The 17266-nt window shown below is 62.7% G+C and carries 20 protein-coding genes and 1 other RNA gene; 16 read left to right on the top strand and 5 right to left on the bottom strand.

Annotated elements, in window-relative coordinates:
• Positions 1–108: 108 nt before the first annotated feature.
• Positions 109–537 (top strand): 50S ribosomal protein L13, encoded by a 429-nt coding sequence (gene rplM / locus PU634_RS13740; protein WP_094201429.1) that lies wholly within the window; start codon positions 109–111, stop codon positions 535–537.
• A gap of 15 nt (positions 538–552) precedes the next feature.
• Positions 553–945 carry a 30S ribosomal protein S9 gene (gene rpsI, locus PU634_RS13735; RefSeq protein ID WP_094278007.1) on the top strand — a complete coding sequence of 131 codons (393 nt, stop codon included), beginning with the start codon at positions 553–555 and terminating at the stop codon, positions 943–945.
• A gap of 21 nt (positions 946–966) precedes the next feature.
• Here rpsI and PU634_RS13730 read toward each other — a convergent pair whose 3' ends face one another.
• Positions 967–1404 (bottom strand): hypothetical protein, encoded by a 438-nt coding sequence (locus PU634_RS13730; protein WP_306763717.1) that lies wholly within the window; start codon positions 1402–1404, stop codon positions 967–969.
• Here PU634_RS13730 and petA point away from each other — a divergent pair.
• The 5 genes from petA (at position 1304) to PU634_RS13705 (ending at position 4945) form a co-directional block, all read left to right on the top strand.
• On the top strand, positions 1304–1834 hold the full coding sequence (petA, locus tag PU634_RS13725) for a ubiquinol-cytochrome c reductase iron-sulfur subunit (protein ID WP_306761346.1): 531 nt from the start codon (positions 1304–1306) through the stop codon (positions 1832–1834). The genes PU634_RS13730 and petA overlap by 101 nt on opposite strands.
• Positions 1835–1838: 4 nt before the next feature.
• Positions 1839–3056, top strand: coding sequence for a cytochrome b (locus PU634_RS13720; RefSeq protein ID WP_306761345.1), 1218 nt, complete (start codon positions 1839–1841; stop codon positions 3054–3056).
• Positions 3053–3787 (top strand): cytochrome c1, encoded by a 735-nt coding sequence (locus PU634_RS13715; protein ID WP_306761344.1) that lies wholly within the window; start codon positions 3053–3055, stop codon positions 3785–3787. Before PU634_RS13720 ends, PU634_RS13715 begins: the two co-directional genes overlap by 4 nt.
• 88 nt (positions 3788–3875) lie before the next feature.
• Positions 3876–4505: a stringent starvation protein SspA gene (gene sspA, locus PU634_RS13710; protein WP_306761343.1), complete on the top strand. Its 630-nt coding sequence runs from the start codon at positions 3876–3878 to the stop codon at positions 4503–4505.
• 11 nt (positions 4506–4516) lie between these two features.
• Positions 4517–4945: a ClpXP protease specificity-enhancing factor gene (locus PU634_RS13705; protein ID WP_371319647.1), complete on the top strand. Its 429-nt coding sequence runs from the start codon at positions 4517–4519 to the stop codon at positions 4943–4945.
• A 46-nt stretch (positions 4946–4991) separates the two neighbouring features.
• On the opposite strand, the gene dolP is transcribed toward PU634_RS13705, so the two are convergent.
• The 4 genes from dolP to PU634_RS13685 are packed head-to-tail and all read right to left on the bottom strand — an operon-like array spanning position 4992 to position 8337.
• Positions 4992–5570 carry a division/outer membrane stress-associated lipid-binding lipoprotein gene (gene dolP, locus PU634_RS13700; protein ID WP_306761341.1) on the bottom strand — a complete coding sequence of 193 codons (579 nt, stop codon included), beginning with the start codon at positions 5568–5570 and terminating at the stop codon, positions 4992–4994.
• Between the two features lie 4 nt (positions 5571–5574).
• Positions 5575–6165 carry a D-sedoheptulose-7-phosphate isomerase gene (locus tag PU634_RS13695; RefSeq protein ID WP_306761340.1) on the bottom strand — a complete coding sequence of 197 codons (591 nt, stop codon included), beginning with the start codon at positions 6163–6165 and terminating at the stop codon, positions 5575–5577.
• A gap of 8 nt (positions 6166–6173) precedes the next feature.
• Positions 6174–6554 carry a YraN family protein gene (locus PU634_RS13690; protein WP_306761339.1) on the bottom strand — a complete coding sequence of 127 codons (381 nt, stop codon included), beginning with the start codon at positions 6552–6554 and terminating at the stop codon, positions 6174–6176.
• The gene (locus PU634_RS13685; protein ID WP_306761338.1) at positions 6511–8337 is read right to left on the bottom strand and encodes a penicillin-binding protein activator; all 1827 of its coding nucleotides are present in this window, start codon (positions 8335–8337) and stop codon (positions 6511–6513) included. Before PU634_RS13685 ends, PU634_RS13690 begins: the two co-directional genes overlap by 44 nt.
• A gap of 84 nt (positions 8338–8421) precedes the next feature.
• Between PU634_RS13685 and rsmI the strand changes: the two genes are divergently transcribed.
• The 9 genes from rsmI (at position 8422) to mraY (ending at position 17266) form a co-directional block, all read left to right on the top strand.
• Positions 8422–9261 (top strand): 16S rRNA (cytidine(1402)-2'-O)-methyltransferase, encoded by an 840-nt coding sequence (gene rsmI, locus PU634_RS13680; protein ID WP_306761337.1) that lies wholly within the window; start codon positions 8422–8424, stop codon positions 9259–9261.
• A 52-nt stretch (positions 9262–9313) separates the two neighbouring features.
• Positions 9314–9696: RNase P RNA component class A (rnpB, locus tag PU634_RS13675), an RNA gene on the top strand.
• A gap of 239 nt (positions 9697–9935) precedes the next feature.
• On the top strand, positions 9936–10394 hold the full coding sequence (gene mraZ / locus PU634_RS13670) for a division/cell wall cluster transcriptional repressor MraZ (protein WP_306761336.1): 459 nt from the start codon (positions 9936–9938) through the stop codon (positions 10392–10394).
• A 2-nt stretch (positions 10395–10396) separates the two neighbouring features.
• Positions 10397–11341 carry a 16S rRNA (cytosine(1402)-N(4))-methyltransferase RsmH gene (gene rsmH / locus PU634_RS13665; protein WP_306761335.1) on the top strand — a complete coding sequence of 315 codons (945 nt, stop codon included), beginning with the start codon at positions 10397–10399 and terminating at the stop codon, positions 11339–11341.
• A complete protein-coding gene (ftsL, locus tag PU634_RS13660) occupies positions 11341–11652 on the top strand; it encodes a cell division protein FtsL (RefSeq protein ID WP_306761334.1) in 312 nt (103 codons plus the stop codon). The genes rsmH and ftsL overlap by 1 nt, the downstream gene beginning before the upstream one ends.
• Complete coding sequence (locus PU634_RS13655; RefSeq protein ID WP_371319605.1) at positions 11649–13397, top strand: penicillin-binding transpeptidase domain-containing protein; 1749 nt, start codon at positions 11649–11651, stop codon at positions 13395–13397. The genes ftsL and PU634_RS13655 overlap by 4 nt, the downstream gene beginning before the upstream one ends.
• Positions 13381–14853 carry a UDP-N-acetylmuramoyl-L-alanyl-D-glutamate--2,6-diaminopimelate ligase gene (gene murE / locus PU634_RS13650; RefSeq protein WP_306761333.1) on the top strand — a complete coding sequence of 491 codons (1473 nt, stop codon included), beginning with the start codon at positions 13381–13383 and terminating at the stop codon, positions 14851–14853. Before PU634_RS13655 ends, murE begins: the two co-directional genes overlap by 17 nt.
• Positions 14850–16190, top strand: coding sequence for a UDP-N-acetylmuramoyl-tripeptide--D-alanyl-D-alanine ligase (locus PU634_RS13645; RefSeq protein ID WP_371319604.1), 1341 nt, complete (start codon positions 14850–14852; stop codon positions 16188–16190). The genes murE and PU634_RS13645 overlap by 4 nt, the downstream gene beginning before the upstream one ends.
• Positions 16184–17266 (top strand): phospho-N-acetylmuramoyl-pentapeptide-transferase, encoded by a 1083-nt coding sequence (gene mraY, locus PU634_RS13640; protein ID WP_306761332.1) that lies wholly within the window; start codon positions 16184–16186, stop codon positions 17264–17266. Before PU634_RS13645 ends, mraY begins: the two co-directional genes overlap by 7 nt.

Here is a 17266-nt window from a genome sequence, read left to right as displayed (position 1 = left end):
AGGTGGCATCACAGTAAGCAGACAGCTACTCGAAGGGGTAGGGGGTCTGGTCGTGTTTTGCGCATGTGCGCAAGTGTAGGATTCATTTTCAGTAATTTGGGTTCATCCATGAAAACTTTTGTTGCTAAGCCAGAAACCGTCAAGCGTGACTGGTATGTTGTTGATGCAGAGGGCAAAACTCTGGGTCGTCTGGCCACCGAGATCGCCCGCCGCCTGCGCGGTAAGCACAAGCCGGAATTCACTCCTCACGTTGACTGCGGTGACTACATCATCGTAATCAATGCCGAGAAGGTACAGGTAACCGGTAAGAAAGCGTCCGACAAGATTTACTACTCTCACTCCGGCTTCCCGGGTGGCATCAAGTCCATCAGCTTCGAAAAGCTGATCGACCGCAAGCCCGAGATGGTGATCGAGTCTGCCGTACGCGGCATGCTGCCCCGCGGCCCCCTGGGTCGTGCCATGTACCGCAAGATGAAAGTCTATGCGGGCAGCCAGCACAACCATGCTGCGCAACAACCTCAAGTACTTGACATCTAAGGCGGGATTAGGCAAATGGCAGAAACTCAATACTACGGTACTGGCCGTCGCAAAAGCTCCACTGCGCGCGTATTCGTAAAGGCGGGCAGCGGTAACATCGTTATCAACCAGCGTTCCCTGGATCAGTACTTCGGTCGTGAAACCGCCCGCATGGTGGTTCGTCAGCCGCTGGAACTGACCGAGCTGAGCGAGAAGCTGGACCTGTACATCACCGTTTCCGGTGGTGGTATCTCCGGTCAGGCTGGCGCCATCCGTCACGGCATTACCCGTGCCCTGATGCAGTATGACGAGACCCTGCGCGGTGCCCTGCGCAAGGCCGGCTTCGTGACCCGTGACGCCCGTCGCGTTGAGCGTAAGAAAGTTGGTCTGCACAAGGCGCGCAAGCGTCCCCAGTTCTCCAAGCGTTAATTGGGACAGCAGTCTTGTATATCAAAAAGCCCGGTTTACCCGGGCTTTTTTATTGTTGAAAGGCGGTTTTGGCACATCAATGTCTTTTTGCTTAGGCATTGATTTGAAACAAGTTGTGGCGCCATATATGCGGGCTTCGGCACAGCGGGCGTCCTTGTAAAAGACCGCACTTTTCATTAGAATTTCCGGGTTTTTTTGTGGCAATTGAAACCATGATATCCGCCGCGGTTGCCACATCGCAGTATCAATGCATGGAACGAAAAATAAATGCGCGGAGACCAAATGGGAGAGTTTTTGGATGAGCAATGCGCCAGTTGATACCGGTCGCCGCAGATTTCTGACCTGGTCAACCACAGTTGTGGGTGGGGTCGGAGCTGCCTTTGCCGCTGTGCCCTTCATAGCATCGTGGAACCCCAGCGCCAAGGCGAAAGCCGCCGGTGCGCCGGTAGAAGTCGACATCAGCAAAATGGAGCCCGGTCAGTTGATCCGGGTGGAGTGGCGTGGCAAGCCGGTGTGGGTCGTGCGCCGCAGCCAGGAGATCCTGGACGGTCTGCCCAAGCATGACAATCAGCTGCGGGATCCTGCCTCCGAGCAGCCGCAACAGCCCGGTTATGCCCAGAACGCCTACCGTTCCATCAAGCCCGAGGTGTTCGTGGCCGTGGGCCTGTGTACCCACCTGGGCTGTTCGCCCACCTACCTGCCCGACAGCTTCGGTGAGCAGGTGCAGGGTGTGAGCGCCGGCTTCTTCTGCCCCTGTCACGGCTCCAAGTTTGACATGGCCGGCCGCGTGTTCCAGGGGGTTCCGGCTCCGCTGAACCTGGTCATTCCCCCTTATTACTATGTCAACGACACCACCATTCTGGTGGGTGAAGACAAGGAAGGAGCCTAACACCATGCTGGGTAAACTCGTAAGCTGGATCGACGAACGCATTCCGATGACGGCGACCTACAACAAGCACGTAGGTCAGTATCCCGCACCCAAAAACTTCAACTTTTGGTACTTCTTTGGCTCCCTGGCCATGCTGGTACTGGTGAACCAGATCCTTACCGGTATCTGGCTGACCATGAACTACAACCCGTCCGGCGAAGGCGCCTTTGCCTCCATCGAATACATCATGCGGGACGTGGAATACGGCTGGCTGCTGCGCTACATGCACAGCACCGGTGCCTCCGCCTTCTTTGTGGTGGTGTACCTGCACATGTTCCGTGGCCTGATCTACGGCTCCTACCAGAAGCCCCGTGAACTGCTGTGGCTGTTCGGCATGCTGATCTTCCTGGTGCTGATGGCGGAAGCCTTCATGGGCTACCTGCTGCCCTGGGGGCAGATGTCCTACTGGGGGGCCCAGGTCATCATCTCGCTGTTCGGTGCCATTCCGGTGATCGGCGACGATCTGACCCTGTGGATTCGGGGTGACTACGTCATCTCCGGTGCCACCCTGAACCGCTTTTTCGCGCTGCACGTGATTGCCCTGCCGCTGGTGCTGGTGATCCTGGTGTTCCTGCATATTGTGGCGCTGCACGAAGTGGGCTCCAACAACCCCGACGGTATCGACATCAAGAAAAACAAGGACGAGAACGGCTGGCCGAAAGACGCCATTCCCTTCCACCCCTACTACACCGTGAAAGACATCGTCGGTGTGGCGGGCTTCCTGTTCTTCTTCAGCTTCGTGATCTTCTTTATGCCCGAAGGCGGCGGCTACTTCCTGGAAGCGCCGAACTTTGAAGCGGCCAACGGCCTGAAGACCCCCGAGCACATTGCCCCGGTATGGTACTTCACTCCGTTCTACGCCATTCTGCGGGCGGTACCCGACAAGCTGATGGGCGTTATTCTGATGGGCCTGTCCATTGCCGTGCTGTTCGTGCTGCCCTGGCTGGATCGCTGCAAGGTGCGTTCGTTCCGCTACCGCAGCAAGCTGCACCTGCTGAACATCGTTCAGTTCGTGGTCTGCTTCATCATTCTGGGTGTGCTGGGCGCGCTGCCTTCTACCCCGACCCTGACGCTGCTGGCTCAGGTATGTTCCTTCGGCTATTTTGCCTTCTTCGTGCTGTTGTTCTTCTACAGCAAAAACGAAAAAACCAAGCCGCTGCCAGAGAGGGTAACGTTCAAATGAAAAGGATAGTTGTTGCATTGTTTGCGCTGTTGCCGGCCCTGACCTTTGCCGCCGGCGGCAATGTTCACCTGGATGAGGCGAACTACGATCTGACCGACAAGGCCTCGCTGCAGAACGGCGCCAAGTTGTTCATGAACTACTGCTCCGGCTGTCACAGCACCCAGTACCAGCGCTACAACCGTGTGGCCGAGGATCTGGGCATTCCGGAAGACGTGATGCAGGCCAACCTGAACTTCACCGGTGTGGCCATCGGTGACCTGATGGAAAACGCCATTCCGGAAAGCGACGCCGCCAACTGGTTTGGCGCCGCGCCGCCGGATCTGACCCTGGTGGCCCGGGTACGTGGCGCCGACTGGCTGTACACCTACCTGCGTTCCTTCTACAAGGACGACAGCCGCCCGTTCGGTGTGAACAACCTGGTGTTCCCGTCCGTGGGCATGCCCCATGTGCTGGAGCCGCTGCAGGGCACTGCCCGGCTGGAAACCGAAACCCACACCGTTGACGGGGTGGAAGTGGTCACGCCGGTGGGCATTCAGACCGACGGCAACGGCGAGCTGACCACTGCCGAATACGACCAGGCGGTGCTGGATATCGTCAACTTCCTGGTGTACTCCGGCGAGCCGGTCAAGCTGGAGCGTCAGCGCCTGGGCTACTGGGTACTGGGCTTCCTGGCGATCTTCTTCGTCATTGCCTACCTGCTGAAGAAAGAATACTGGCGGGACGTACACTGAGCAGACGTCGTCTAAGCTGAACAGGTGAACGGCAATGGGGGTATACTGCTTCCATTGCCGTTCCCATTTTTGATTTGTGGAGGATTCAATGGCAGTTGCGGCCAACAAACGTTCCATTATGACGCTGTTTTCCGGTGCTGATGACATCTACAGCCACCAGGTGCGTATTGTGCTGGCGGAAAAGGGTGTCAGCGTGGAGATCAGCCAGGTCGAGCCTGACAGCCTGCCCGAGGACATGCTGGAGCTGAACCCCTACGGCACGGTGCCGACCCTGGTCGACCGTGAGCTGGTGCTTTACGAGTCTCGCATCATCATGGAATACCTGGACGAGCGCTTTCCCCACCCGCCGCTGATGCCGGTGTATCCGGTGGCCCGGGGCAACAGCCGGCTGATGATGCACCGCATCGATCAGGACTGGTATTCGCTGGTGGCGCGTATTCAGCGCGGTGACAAGGCCGACGAAGCCCGCAAGGAGCTGCGCGAGGCGCTGCTGGCCATAGCGCCGGTATTTGCCGAGTTCCCCTTCTTCATGAGCGAAGAGTTCAGCCTGGTCGACTGCTACATGGCCCCGCTGCTGTGGCGGCTGCCGTCCCTGGGCATTGAGCTGTCCGGCCGTGGTGCCAAGGAGCTCAAGGCCTACATGGTGCGCCTGTTTGAACGCGAGTCGTTTCAGGCCTCGCTCACCGAAGCCGAGCGCGACCTGGGCGGCAAGGTGTGACCATGGACGAAATGACCCCCAGTCGTCCCTATGTGCTGCGGGCGTTTTACGACTGGTTGCTGGACAACGAGCTGACCCCGCACCTGCTGGTGAACGCCGAGGTGCCTCACACCGAGGTGCCGCGTCAGTATGTGAACGACGGCCAGATCGTGCTCAATATTTCGCCCAGCGCCGTGGTCGGCCTGCACATGGACAACGAAGCGGTCAGCTTTAACGCCCGTTTTGGCGGCCAGCCGCTGCAGGTGTACATTCCCATGGCGGCGGTGGTGGCCATTCAGGCCCGTGAGAACGGTGCCGGCACCTTTTTCCCGCCGGAGCAGGCCTATGAGGCCTGGCTGGAAGCCAGCAGCCAGGAAGACGAGCCGGCGGAACCGCCCGAGATGGAGCCGTCCCGGCCCGCACCGAAAAAGGGCAGACCCAATCTCAAGGTCATCAAGTAATAAAAAACGCAGCCACCGGCTGCGTTTTTTGATTATGTCTCACGTCTCAGGGCGCATCCTGTACGTATTCAAAGGCGGTCACCACCCGGGATACGCCGGCTACGTTGCGGGTCAGCTGCACCGCGATGTCGGCTTCCCTGCGGGTCACCAGGCCGATCAGGAACACCTCGGTGTTTTCGGTGACCACCTTGAGCTTGCTGCCGTCGATGTTCTTTTCCGCCAGCAGGGTGCTCTTGACCTTGGAGGTCAGCCAGGTGTCCCGGCTTTGCTGGGTCAGGGTCAGCGGCTGGCCGATACGGACCTCGTTGAACACCTCGGTGACGCCGGGCACTCCCCGTACTATTTCCTCGGCCCGGGTCCGGTGGGCCTCGGTGGGGGTCTGGCCGATCAGCAGGGTCTTGCCGTTGGTGGTGATCACCGCAAAGCGGCTTTCGCTCCACATTGGCTTTTCCTCGCCGAGCCGGTGCAGGGCACGCATCTCAATGGTCTGATCGCTGAGCTGGGTGCCGATGGTGCGTCTGTCGGTAATCATATTGGCACCGGTGGCGCCGCCGGCGGCCACCAGGCCGGCACAGCCCTGCAGCAGGGCGAGAGAAGTCAGTAACACGACCAGTGTCTTGTTCATGCAGTCAGTCCTCCTGGCTGGGAAACAGGGTGCGGTCAATCAGATCGCACAGGCAGTGCAGGGTGAGCAGGTTCACCTCGTGAATGCGCGGTGCCCGCAGCGCCGGCACGCGAATTTCCACGTCGTTGGGCCCCAGCAGGCCGGCCAGCTCGCCGCCGTCGCCGCCGCTCAGTGCCACTATGGTCATGTCCCGGCTCAGCGCCGCCTCGGCGGCCTTGATCAGGTTGCGGCTGTGGCCGCTGGTGGAGATCACCACCAGTACGTCGCCGGCCTGACCCAGGGCCCGTATCTGGCGGGCGTAGGCATCGTCGAAGTGGTGATCCACGGCAATGGCGCTGATGCTGCTGGTGTCCAGGGTCAGGCAGATGGCCGGCAGCGCCGGACGTTCGGTTTCGTAGCGGTTAATCAGCTCGCTGACAAACAGCTGGGCCAGGGCGTTGGAGCCGCCGTTACCGCACACCAGCAGCTTGTTGCCGTTGAGCAGGCACATCACCATCATCTGGGCCGCGGCCAGAATGTCGTCGGGCAGGGCTTCGGCGGCGGCGATCTTGGTCTGAATGCTTTCGGTGAAGCTGGCTTTGATTTCTTCCTGCATGAGGCTCCTTAAAAGGCGTTGGGTATCCAGTTGATCTGGTCACCGTCGCAGGCAACCAGGTCGAAACGGCAGGGCTGGTGTGCTTCGTTCAGCCCCTTCATGTGCAGATAGCTGAGGGCGGCGCGGCGCAGCCGCTGCTGTTTGGCGGCGGTCACCGACACGGCGGCGCCGCCAAAGCGCCGATCGTGGCGGTAACGCACCTCCACAAACACCAGAGTGGCGCCCTGGCGCATGATGAGATCGATTTCACCCAGTTTGCACTGGTAGTTGCGGGCCACCGGCTGCAACCCCTGAGTGCGCAGGTACGCTTCGGCCCGGCGTTCATGCAGGGCGCCGTGAGCGCGCTTATTGTGGTTCGGTTTGTTGTCCGATGGAAAGCCAGTCGCCATTAACGTACTCCCTCCATTGCAGGCGGCGCTGCACCACCCCCTCGGGTGAGACCGTCAGCTCGCCGGTCAGCCCCGGCACGGCGGGCGCGCCCTGACGCAGGGCCGGCAGCTGCATCACCAGGGCCCGGGCATCGTAACCCAGGGCAAACAGCCGCAGCCATCCGGCGTTGGCCTCGGGCCAGAGGCTCAGTACCTCTTCCTTCAGCTGGGGCGCGCCGTCAAACATCCACGGCATGTCGGACAGGCGCAGGCCCGCCAGCTCGCCCATGGGGGCTTCGCCGGCGGGAATATAGCTGCGGGAGATCACATAGGTGGGCAGGCGGGCGGCCCGGCTGTCCCGCACAAAGTCGAAGTAAGGCAGAATATAGCGGGTTTCGGCGGCGTTGGTGACCATAAATACCGAATCGGCGGGGCGGGCTTCGGGCACCAGGCCGGGCGTAGAGCCCTCCAGCGTCTGTACCTGACCGGCGGCTGCGGCGGCCGGCCGGCTGTTCAGGGCGCGACGCACGTCGTTTTCGATGCTGGCCTGATTGTTGAAATAGGCCAGGATGGCCGGACGGCCGCTCTGGGCCTGCCACTGACGGTTGAATTCGGCCGCCACCCGGCGACCCAGCTCGTTGGCCGGGGCAAATACCAGCGGCTGCTGGTGGCCGTCGTCCCACATGCGGCGGGCGGCATCGGCGGCCTCGCCCTCGGGCGACAGGGAAAAATAGTAAAAGGCGGCCAGCTGCGGCTGGTAGGCGGGCTGGTTCAGGGCCAGCACCGGCATGGCCGGATCCTGCTTGAGCAGGGCGTCGACGTTTTCCTTCAGCAGCGGGCCCAGAATAAAGTCGGCGCCTTGCTGGGCGGCCTGCCGGTAGAGGGCGGCCATGTCGGCCCCTTGCGTGTCGAGGAAGCTGATGCGGGTGGTCTGGCCCTGGCCGGCACTGAGAATGCCGTTGCGAATGGCTTCGCCCTGCTCGGCCAGACGGCCGGACAGGGGCAGCATCACGGCGATATGGGACGGCTCGAAGGCCTGTGGTTGTGCCACGTCCTGAGCGTCGGGCAGATAGACCCGGCCCGGGTGATCCGGGTAGCTGCCGCTCCAGGACTGCAGCTGCCAGCTGCGCCGGGCGGCGGGCTGATCGCCGGCGTTGAGAATGGCCATCAGCCGGAACCAGCCATTGGCCTCGGGGCTGTTGTGTTCACCCTGAGCCCGGCGCAGACTCGCTACGTCCACCTGGGCCAGCAGCCGGTAAATGCGCTCGCGGTTGTTGTTCTGCGCGGGACCGGCCAGCAGGTCATGGCGGGCAATCAGGGCCCGGGCGGCGTCCAGCGGCTGTTGCTGTTGCTCGTACCCATTGGCCTCCAGCAGCCGCAGGTAGGCCCGGGCCGAGGGCGCCAGGCGTTGTCCGTCTATGCCGCGCAGCCGCTGCAGGCTTTGCCCCGGTTGCTGTTCCGTCAGCAGCACGGCGGCCTCGAGCAGGGTAACCACCGGTTGTTGTGACAGGCTGGCCCCGGTGCGCAGGCCGGTGAGCCGCTCTCTGGCCTCGGCACTGTTGCCCTGTTGCAGCAGGGCGCGTACCGCCAGTACGTTCCAGGCAAAGACATCGTCGCCGGCGGCGACGTTGGCCTGGGCCGAGTACTGTTCGGCGGGCCGGTCAAGGGGGCTGAACATGTCCGGTGCCGGTTCGGGCTCCACGGTGGGTTGCAGCAGGCCACTGCCGCAGGCCGTCAGCGCGGATGAAAGCACCAGGGTGCACAGCAGTCGTGTTACACTGGCCCATTGAAGTTGAGTTGCCAATCCCTTATTTCCCATGCTGAGTCATTCTGGTCCTAAGTGTAATCGGGCCGGGACGGTGAAACAATTGCTTGCACAGGAGTTGCCATGAGCCCGGCTGCCGCCCTTTATATCGTGCCCACCCCCATCGGAAACCTCGCCGACATCAGCCAGCGCGCGCTGGATACCCTGCGCCAGGTGGACGTAATCGCCTGCGAGGACACCCGCCATACCGGCAAGCTGCTGTCTCACTACCAGATTGGCACACCCACCTGGGCGCTGCACGACCACAACGAACAGCACAAGGCCGAGCAGCTGGTTGGCCGCCTGTTGGAAGGCAAGAGCATCGCCCTGGTATCGGATGCGGGCACGCCGCTGATCAGCGATCCCGGTTACCATCTGGTCAACCGCTGTCGCGAGGCCGGTGTACAGGTGGTGGCCCTGCCGGGACCCTGTGCCGCGGTCACCGCCCTGTCGGCGGCCGGGTTGCCCACGGATCGTTTTGTGTTCGAAGGCTTTTTGCCGGCAAAAGACAAGGCGCGTACCGACAAGCTGGAAAGCCTGAAGGACGAGCCCAGGACCATGGTGTTTTACGAATCCCCCCGCCGTCTGCTCGACACCATGGCGGCGCTGGTGGCGGTGATGGGCCCGGAACGCCACGTGGTAGTGGCCCGGGAGCTGACCAAGGCCTTTGAGACCATTCACAGCCTGCCGGCGGGCGAGATGCTCGGCTGGCTGAAGGAGGACGCCAACCGTAGTCGGGGCGAGATCGTGCTGATGGTGGCCGGGCACAAGGCCGAGGCCGATGACCTGCCGGTGCCGGCGCTGAAGACCCTGGCGCTGCTCAGCGCCGACCTGGGGCTGAAAAAGGCGGCCGCCCTGACTGCCGAAATCCACGGCCTGAAAAAGAACGCCCTGTACAAATACGGTCTGGAAGCGGGGCTCTGAGCCGGCAAGAATAGCGCTGGCGCCGGTGGCCCGGCTGGGGTACACTGCGCGCCGAGCTGGCCGGACAATCGCTGCCTCGTCGTTGTGCCTTTGGCAGACGGGCGAGGGGGAGGAAAGTCCGGGCTCCACAGGGCAGGGTGCCAGGTAACGCCTGGGGGGCGCGAGCCCACGACCAGTGCAGCAGAGAGCAGACCGCCGATGGCCTTCGGGCACAGGTAAGGGTGAAAGGGTGCGGTAAGAGCGCACCGCGCGGCTGGCAACAGTCCGTGGCACGGTAAACTCCACCCGGAGCAAGACCAAATAGGCCTCCTACAGGCGCGGCCCGCGCTGGAGGCGGGTAGGTTGCTGGAGCCGGCGAGCGATCGCCGGCCTAGAGGAATGATTGTCAATCGGGCTTGCCCGATACAGAACCCGGCTTACAGGCCAGCTCACCGTATTTACCCCCAACGCAGCCACAAGGCTGCGTTGTTTCATTATGCCGCCGGCATTTGTGCACTTTTCTTTTCGCCCGTTCTTTTAGGGGCCGTCGCCGCTTTTTAAATATTCCCGCCAACAGCGCCCTTTGTCGTGAGCAACTATTTCCTTGCTTGAAATGCCTGTATTCGCTCCTTACACTTGGTGCGGTGGGAAAAAGTGGATCTTTGTGGAACAAAGTAGAATTTCAGGGACTCTGAATGTTGCGTGGTGCCCATGCCATCAGCCTGGACAGCAAGGGGCGGCTGGCCATACCAACCCGATATCGTGAACCGTTGCGTGATGAATGCGACGGCCTGTTGGTATGCACCATCGATATCAGTCATCCCTGTCTGCTGCTGTATCCCCTGAACGAATGGGAGCTGGTAGAGAAAACCCTGCGCAGCCTGTCGAGTACCCATCCCCAGGAGCGGCGCCTGCAGCGGCTGTTGCTGGGCCATGCCGCCGAGTGCGAGCTGGATGGCAACGGCCGTTTTCTGGTGCCGGGGCCGCTGCGGCAACACGCGGGGCTGGATAAAAAAATCATGCTGGTAGGGCAGCTCAATCGCTTTGAAATCTGGAGCGAGCCCCGCTGGCAACAACAAATAAACGATGACTTGCAGGCCCTTCCCGACGAAGGCTGGGATTCATCGGAACGATTGCGGGACTTTTCGCTATAACAATGAGTGAACAACAGGCACACATTACCGTTCTGCTGGAAGAAGCAGTGGCCGGTCTGAATATTCGCCCCGACGGCATTTATGTGGACGGCACCTTTGGCCGGGGCGGACACTCGCGCCATATTCTGTCCAGACTGGGGCCGAATGGCCGGCTGCTGGCCATTGACCGGGATCCGGCGGCCATTGCCGAAGCCGAAAACATCACCGACCCGCGTTTTACCATTTTGCACGGCCCCTTTTCCCGGCTGGCCGACATGATGGAAGCCGAAGGCCTCACCGGCCGGGTGGACGGCGTGCTGCTCGATCTGGGGGTGTCATCGCCCCAGCTGGATGATGCCGAGCGCGGCTTCAGTTTTCAGAAGGATGGCCCCCTCGACATGCGCATGGATCCCACCAGCGGCCAGAGTGCCGCCGACTGGCTCAACCATGCCGACATGGACGACATCGCCTGGGTGCTGAAGACCTTTGGCGAGGAGCGTCATGCCCGCAAAATTGCCCGCGCCATCGTGCACGACCGCCAGATCACGCCCTGGACCCGCACCCGTCAGCTGGCGGAGATGATCGCCCGGGTCAACCCCAGCAAGGAAAAGAACAAGCACGCCGCCACCCGCAGTTTTCAGGCCATTCGCATCTACATCAACAGTGAGCTGGACGAAATCGAGCAGGCGCTGAACGGTGCCCTGACGGTACTGGCACCCGGTGGCCGGCTGTCGGTGATCAGTTTTCATTCCCTGGAAGACAGGCTGGTCAAACATTTTATTCGCAAGCATGAAAAGGGACCCGAAGTGCCGCCCGGCCTGCCCCTGACCGAGGCCCAGCTGGCCGGTGGCCGCTCGCTCAGAAGCGTGGGCAAGGCGCAGAAGCCTTCCGCACAGGAGGTGGCCGCCAACCCCCGGGCCCGCAGCTCGGTGCTGCGGGTGGCCGAGCGACTGGAGCGCAGCGAGTAATGGAAAGCCGCATCAACCTGGCCCGGGAAATCGGGCGGGATCTGTGGCGTTACAAATGGCTGTTGCTGCTGGCCATCCTGACTGTGGTGTCGGCCATGACGGTGATCGTGGTGACCCACAGCACCCGGCAAAAAACCAGTGAATACAACGAGCTGATGGCCGAGCAGGACCGGCTCGACATTGAATGGCGCAACCTGCTGCTGGAGCAGAATACCCTGATGGAGCACAGCCGTGTCGAAGCCCTGGCCCGGGAAAAGCTGGGTATGAAGCGGCCCGAACCGGGTAAGGAAAAACTGGTGATGCAACCATGAGCTGGCGCAAAAAACTGAAAAAGGAACCCATGCTGGCCCGCGGTCGGTTTTACTTCACCTGCGGCGTGATCCTGCTGGCCTTTTTCGCGCTCTTTGCCCGGGCTGCCTGGATCCAGGTGATCTCGCCGGATCGGTTGCGGCTGGAGGGGGATCTGCGCTCCCTGCGTTCCACCGCGGTCAGCAACACCGCCCGGGGCATGATCATGGATCGCAACGGCGAGGAGCTGGCGGTGTCGGTGCCGGTGCAGGCGGTATGGGCGGATCCCAAGCAGATCCACGCCGAGCACAGCCTCGACAAGCAACAGGCCTGGCAGGCCCTGGCCGAGGTACTGGGGGTGCCCCACGACAAGCTGCTGGCCCGAGTGCAGGATCCCAAACGTCGCTTCGTTTACCTGCAACGCCAGGTGACCCCGGCGGTGGCCGAATACATTCGCAAGCTGCGCCTGCCCGGAGTGCACCTGCGGCCGGAAGAGCGGCGCTTTTATCCCACCGGTGAGATCAATGCTCACCTGGTGGGCATGACCAATATCGACGGTGCCGGCATCGAGGGCATAGAGCGGGCCTTTAACGACTGGCTTACCGCCCAGCCCGGCGAGCGCAAGGTGCGCAAGGACCGCATGGGCCGGGTGATCGAGGACCTGGGGGTGGTGTCGGAAGCCCGTCAGGCCAACAATATCGAGCTGACCATCGACCAGCGCATACAGGCCCTGGCCTACCGCTCGCTCAAGCGCGCGTTTGAATATCACAGAGCCACCTCGGCCTCGCTGGTGATGCTGGACGTGAAAACCGGCGAGGTGCTGGCCATGGTCAACGCGCCCTCGTTCAATCCCAACAACCGCAGCCAGTATCAGGGCTTTCGTGCCCGTAACCGGGCGGTGACCGATGCCTACGAGCCGGGCTCCACCCTCAAGCCGATGATCGTCGTGAGTGCCCTGGAAAACGGCGTGGTCAATGCCGACAGCATGATCGACACCAATCCGGGCTGGATGCGTCTGGGTGGCAAGCGCGTATCGGATCACCGCAACCTGGGCAAGATCAGCGTGGAAACCGTGCTGCAGCGCTCGTCCAACATGGGCATGGTGCTGATGGCCATGGAAGAAACCCCGGAGCAGATGCTGGACACCCTGTACCGTTTCGGGCTCGGCATCGACTCCGGCATGGGGCTGGTGGGCGAAAGCACCGGCATGGTGCCCCAGCGCCGGCGCTGGTCCGATATCGAACAGGCGACCCTGTCCTTTGGCTACGGCGTGACCGTGACCCCGCTGCAACTGGCCCAGGCCTACGCCATTCTGGCCAACGGCGGCGTGCGCCATCCGCTGACCATTATCAAGCGCAGTCAGCCGCCCGCGGGTGAGCAGGTGATCCCCCGCCGTCATGCCGAGGCGGTGCTGCACATGCTGGAAAGCGTGGTGCGGCCGGGTGGCACCGCCACCAATGCCGCCATTGCCGGCTACCGCGTGGGAGGCAAGACCGGCACCTCGCGCAAGGCCATCGCCGGCGGCTACGGCAGTGATTATGTGGGACTGTTTGCCGGGGTGGCGCCCTTGAGCGATCCGCGCCTGGCCATGGTGGTGGTGATCAACGAGCCTCAGGGCGATCAGTATTACGGTGGCCAGGTGGCGGCCCCGGTGTTTGCCGAGGTGATGAGCGGCGCCCTGCAGTTGCTCAACATTCGCCCCGATGCGGCCACCGAAGAACAATTCCAGCTGGCAGGACAGGAGGCAGCCGTTGTCCCTCACACTTAGAGAGCTGGCGATTCCCCTGGGGCACTCGGCCCCGGCCATCGCCATTGAGCGCATCACCCTCGACAGCCGGAGCGTGACTCCCGGTTGCCTGTTTGTGGCCGTTAAAGGCCATCAGACCGACGGTCGTCAGTATATCGGCAGTGCCCTGGCGCAGGGGGCGGCGGCGGTGCTTTATCAGGCCGACACCCCCGAGCAGGCCGGACTGGATCCGCAGGATCATCGTCTGCTGGGGGTGCACCGGCTGCCGGAGCAGTTGTCACGGCTGGCCGGCGCCTTTTACGGCGAGCCCTCGCGCCGGCTGCAATTGGTGGGGGTGACCGGCACCAACGGCAAGAGCACGGTTTCCCAGCTGATCGCTCACTGGAGCCTGCTGCTGGGAGTGCGCAGCGGGGTCATGGGCACGCTGGGCAACGGCCTGTGCGGCCAGCTGACCCCGGCGGCCAACACCACCGGCTCGGCGCTGGAAGTGCAGCAGCAGCTGTCGACCATGCTCGACGCTGGTGCCGCCCGCGTGGCGATGGAGGTATCGTCCCACGGCCTGCACCAGCACCGTGTGGCCGCGCTCGATTTTGACGTGGCGGTGTTCACCAACCTGAGCCGGGATCACCTGGACTATCACGGCACCATGGCCGCATACGGTGAAGTCAAACGGAGCCTTTTTGAGCAGTGCCGCAAGGGCCGGGTGATCAATGCCGACGACGTGTACGGCCGGCGCTGGCTGGGCCATTATGCCGACGCCGTGGCCTACAGCCTGCACGGCCGGCTGGCGGATTTTCCCGGTCGTCAGCTGGTGGCGGAAACGGTGCATTTTTATGGCGACGGGGTGAAAGTGACCATTAACTCCGACTGGGGGAATGGTGTATTATCCGCCCCCCTGATCGGCCGCTTCAACGTGGCCAATCTGCTGGCGGCCATGGGAGCGCTATTGGTTTTGGGTGAGTCCTTTGAGCGGCTGCTGGCCACGGCCCCCAAACTGGTGGGCGTGGCCGGGCGCATGGAGCCCTTTACCGCCCCGGGCAAGCCTCTGGTGGTGGTGGACTACGCCCACACCCCGGATGCGCTGGAACAGGTGCTGCAGGCCTTGCGCCAGCACTGCCGGGGCCGGCTCTGGTGCCTGGTGGGCTGTGGCGGCGATCGGGACCGGGGCAAACGGCCGCTGATGGCGGCGGCGGCGGAAAACGGCGCCGACGAGGTGATCCTCACCGACGACAATCCGCGCACCGAGTCGCCCGCGGCCATTATCGCCGACATGCAGGCCGGCCTGAGTGCGCCGAATGCTGCCAGGGTGATTCATTCCCGGGCCGAGGCCATTGCCTGCGCCATTGGCGCGGCAAATGAACAGGACATTATTTTGGTGGCTGGCAAGGGCCACGAGGATTATCAGATAGTGGGCACGCAAACATCACATTACAGCGATCGGGAAACCGTGGCCGCCGCCTTGGGGGCAGGCCGGTGATCGCCGTATCCCTGAGCCGGCTGGCCGAGGCCTCCGGCGGCGAGTTGCGCGGCGCGGATCGCGACATTCTGGCGGTGTCCACCGACAGCCGCCAGCCCATGCATGACGGCTGCCTGTTTGTGGCGCTGTCGGGTGAGCGCTTTGACGCCCACGACTTTGCCGCCCAGGCGGTGGAGCAGGGCGCCGCGGCGCTGCTGGTGGAGCGCTGGCTGGAGCTGGATTTGCCGCAGATCCGTGTGGCCGACACCCGGCTGGCCCTGGGCGTGCTCGGTGGCCTGGTGCGTGCGGCCAGTCAGGCCCGGGTGCTGGCTATTACCGGCAGTTGCGGCAAGACCACGGTGAAGGAAATGGCCGCCAGCATACTGCGCCAGAAGGGCGAGGTGCTGGCCACCCGGGGCAACCTCAACAACGAGATTGGCGTGCCCCTGACCCTGTGCGAGCTGACCGAGCACACCGACTACGCGGTGATCGAGCTCGGTGCCAACCACATCGGTGAAATCGCCTGGACCAGCTCGCTGACCAGGCCTCACGTGGCCTTGATCAACAACGTGGAGGCCTCGCACCTGGAAGGCTTTGGCTCGCTGGAGGGCATTGCCCAGGCCAAGGGCGAAATCTACGGTGGCCTGGAGCCCGGTGGGGTGGCCATCGCCAATGGCGACAGCCCTTTCTGCAGCCTGTGGAAACAATCCCATGAGCTTACCTATTTCGGCGACCGCCGCGACTATCAGGCCCGTCAGGTGACCCTGGACGCCGCCGGCTGCGCCCGTTTTCGGCTGCTGACGCCCCAGGGGGAAATCGATATTCGGTTGCCGGTGCCCGGCAAACACAATGTGGCCAACGCCCTGGCCGCCGCCGCCGGCACCGAGCAGCTGGGCGCCAGCCTGGAAGAGATTGCGGCCGGTCTGGCCGCCTTTAATCAGGCCAGGGGCCGCCTGCAGGTGTGGACGCGTCCCGGTCTGACGGTGCTGGATGATACCTATAACGCCAGCGTCGCCTCGGTGCTGGCCGGTCTCGATACCCTGGCCAGTCTGCCGGGGTATCGCATTTTCGTGTTTGGCGACATGGCCGAGCTCGGTGACTACAGCCGCGAGATGCACGTCAAGGTGGGCGAGCATGCCCGCCGGCTCGGCATTGACGCCGTGCTCACCGTGGGGGAAGACAGCCGGCACACGGCCACGGCGGCCCAGGGCCGTCATTTCGACAACAAGCAACAATTGTGGCCAGCGCTGAAGGAAGCGCTGGCGGCACACAACAAGGTGGTGGTTTTGGTCAAGGGTGCACGCAGTGCCCGGATGGAACAACTGGTCCGGGCCATTCAGGAGGGAGAGCTATGCTAGTCTGGCTGGCGGAATGGCTGACTCCCCATTTCGGATTTTTCAACGTCTTTTCCTATCTGACCTTTCGGGCCATCGTCTCCATTCTGACCGGTCTGCTGGTGTCGCTGTGGATCGGCCCCCGCCTTATTCGCCGGCTGCAGAAGCTGCAGATTGGCCAGGTGGTGCGCAACGACGGCCCCGAGTCCCACTTCAGCAAGGCGGGCACGCCCACCATGGGCGGCCTGATGATCCTGATTGCCATCTTCGTGTCGGTGCTGCTGTGGGCCCGGCTGTCCAACCCCTATGTGTGGGTGGTGTTGTTCGTGCTGGGCGCCTTCGGTGCCATCGGCTTTGTCGATGACTACCGCAAGGTGGTGCGCAAGAACACCGACGGCCTGATCGCCCGCTGGAAGTACTTCTGGCAGTCGGCGGCGGCGCTGGCGGCGGCGATCTTTGTTTATGCCATCGCGAAGGATCCTGCCCAGACCCAGCTGGTGGTGCCCTTCTTCAAGGACGTCATGCCCCAGCTCGGCCTGTTCTTTATCGTGCTCAGCTATTTCGTGATCGTGGGCTCCAGCAATGCGGTCAACCTCACCGACGGCCTCGATGGCCTGGCCATCATGCCCACCGTGATGGTGGCGGCGGGCTTTGCCCTGGTGGCCTGGGCCACCGGCAACGTCAATTTCGCCGAGTATCTGCACATTCCCTACGTGGCCAATGCCGGAGAGCTGACCGTGGTGTGTACCGCCATCGTCGGCGCCGGTCTGGGCTTTTTGTGGTTCAACACCTTTCCGGCCCAGGTGTTTATGGGCGATGTAGGCTCCCTGGCGCTGGGCGCGACCCTGGGCGTCATTGCCGTGCTGGTACGTCAGGAATTCCTGCTGGTGATCATGGGCGGCATTTTCGTGATCGAGACCCTGTCGGTGATCCTGCAGGTGGGATCCTACAAGCTGCGGGGCCAGCGTATTTTCCGCATGGCGCCCATTCATCACCATTACGAGCTGAAAGGCTGGCCCGAGCCCAGAGTGATCGTCCGTTTCTGGATCATTACCCTGATGCTGGTGCTCACCGGTCTGGCCACCCTCAAGCTGAGATAA

This window comes from Oceanimonas pelagia (assembly GCF_030849025.1).
In the GTDB taxonomy this organism is placed as follows: Bacteria; Pseudomonadota; Gammaproteobacteria; order Enterobacterales; family Aeromonadaceae; genus Oceanimonas; species Oceanimonas pelagia.
This window is presented reverse-complemented; position numbering and strand designations above follow the sequence as displayed.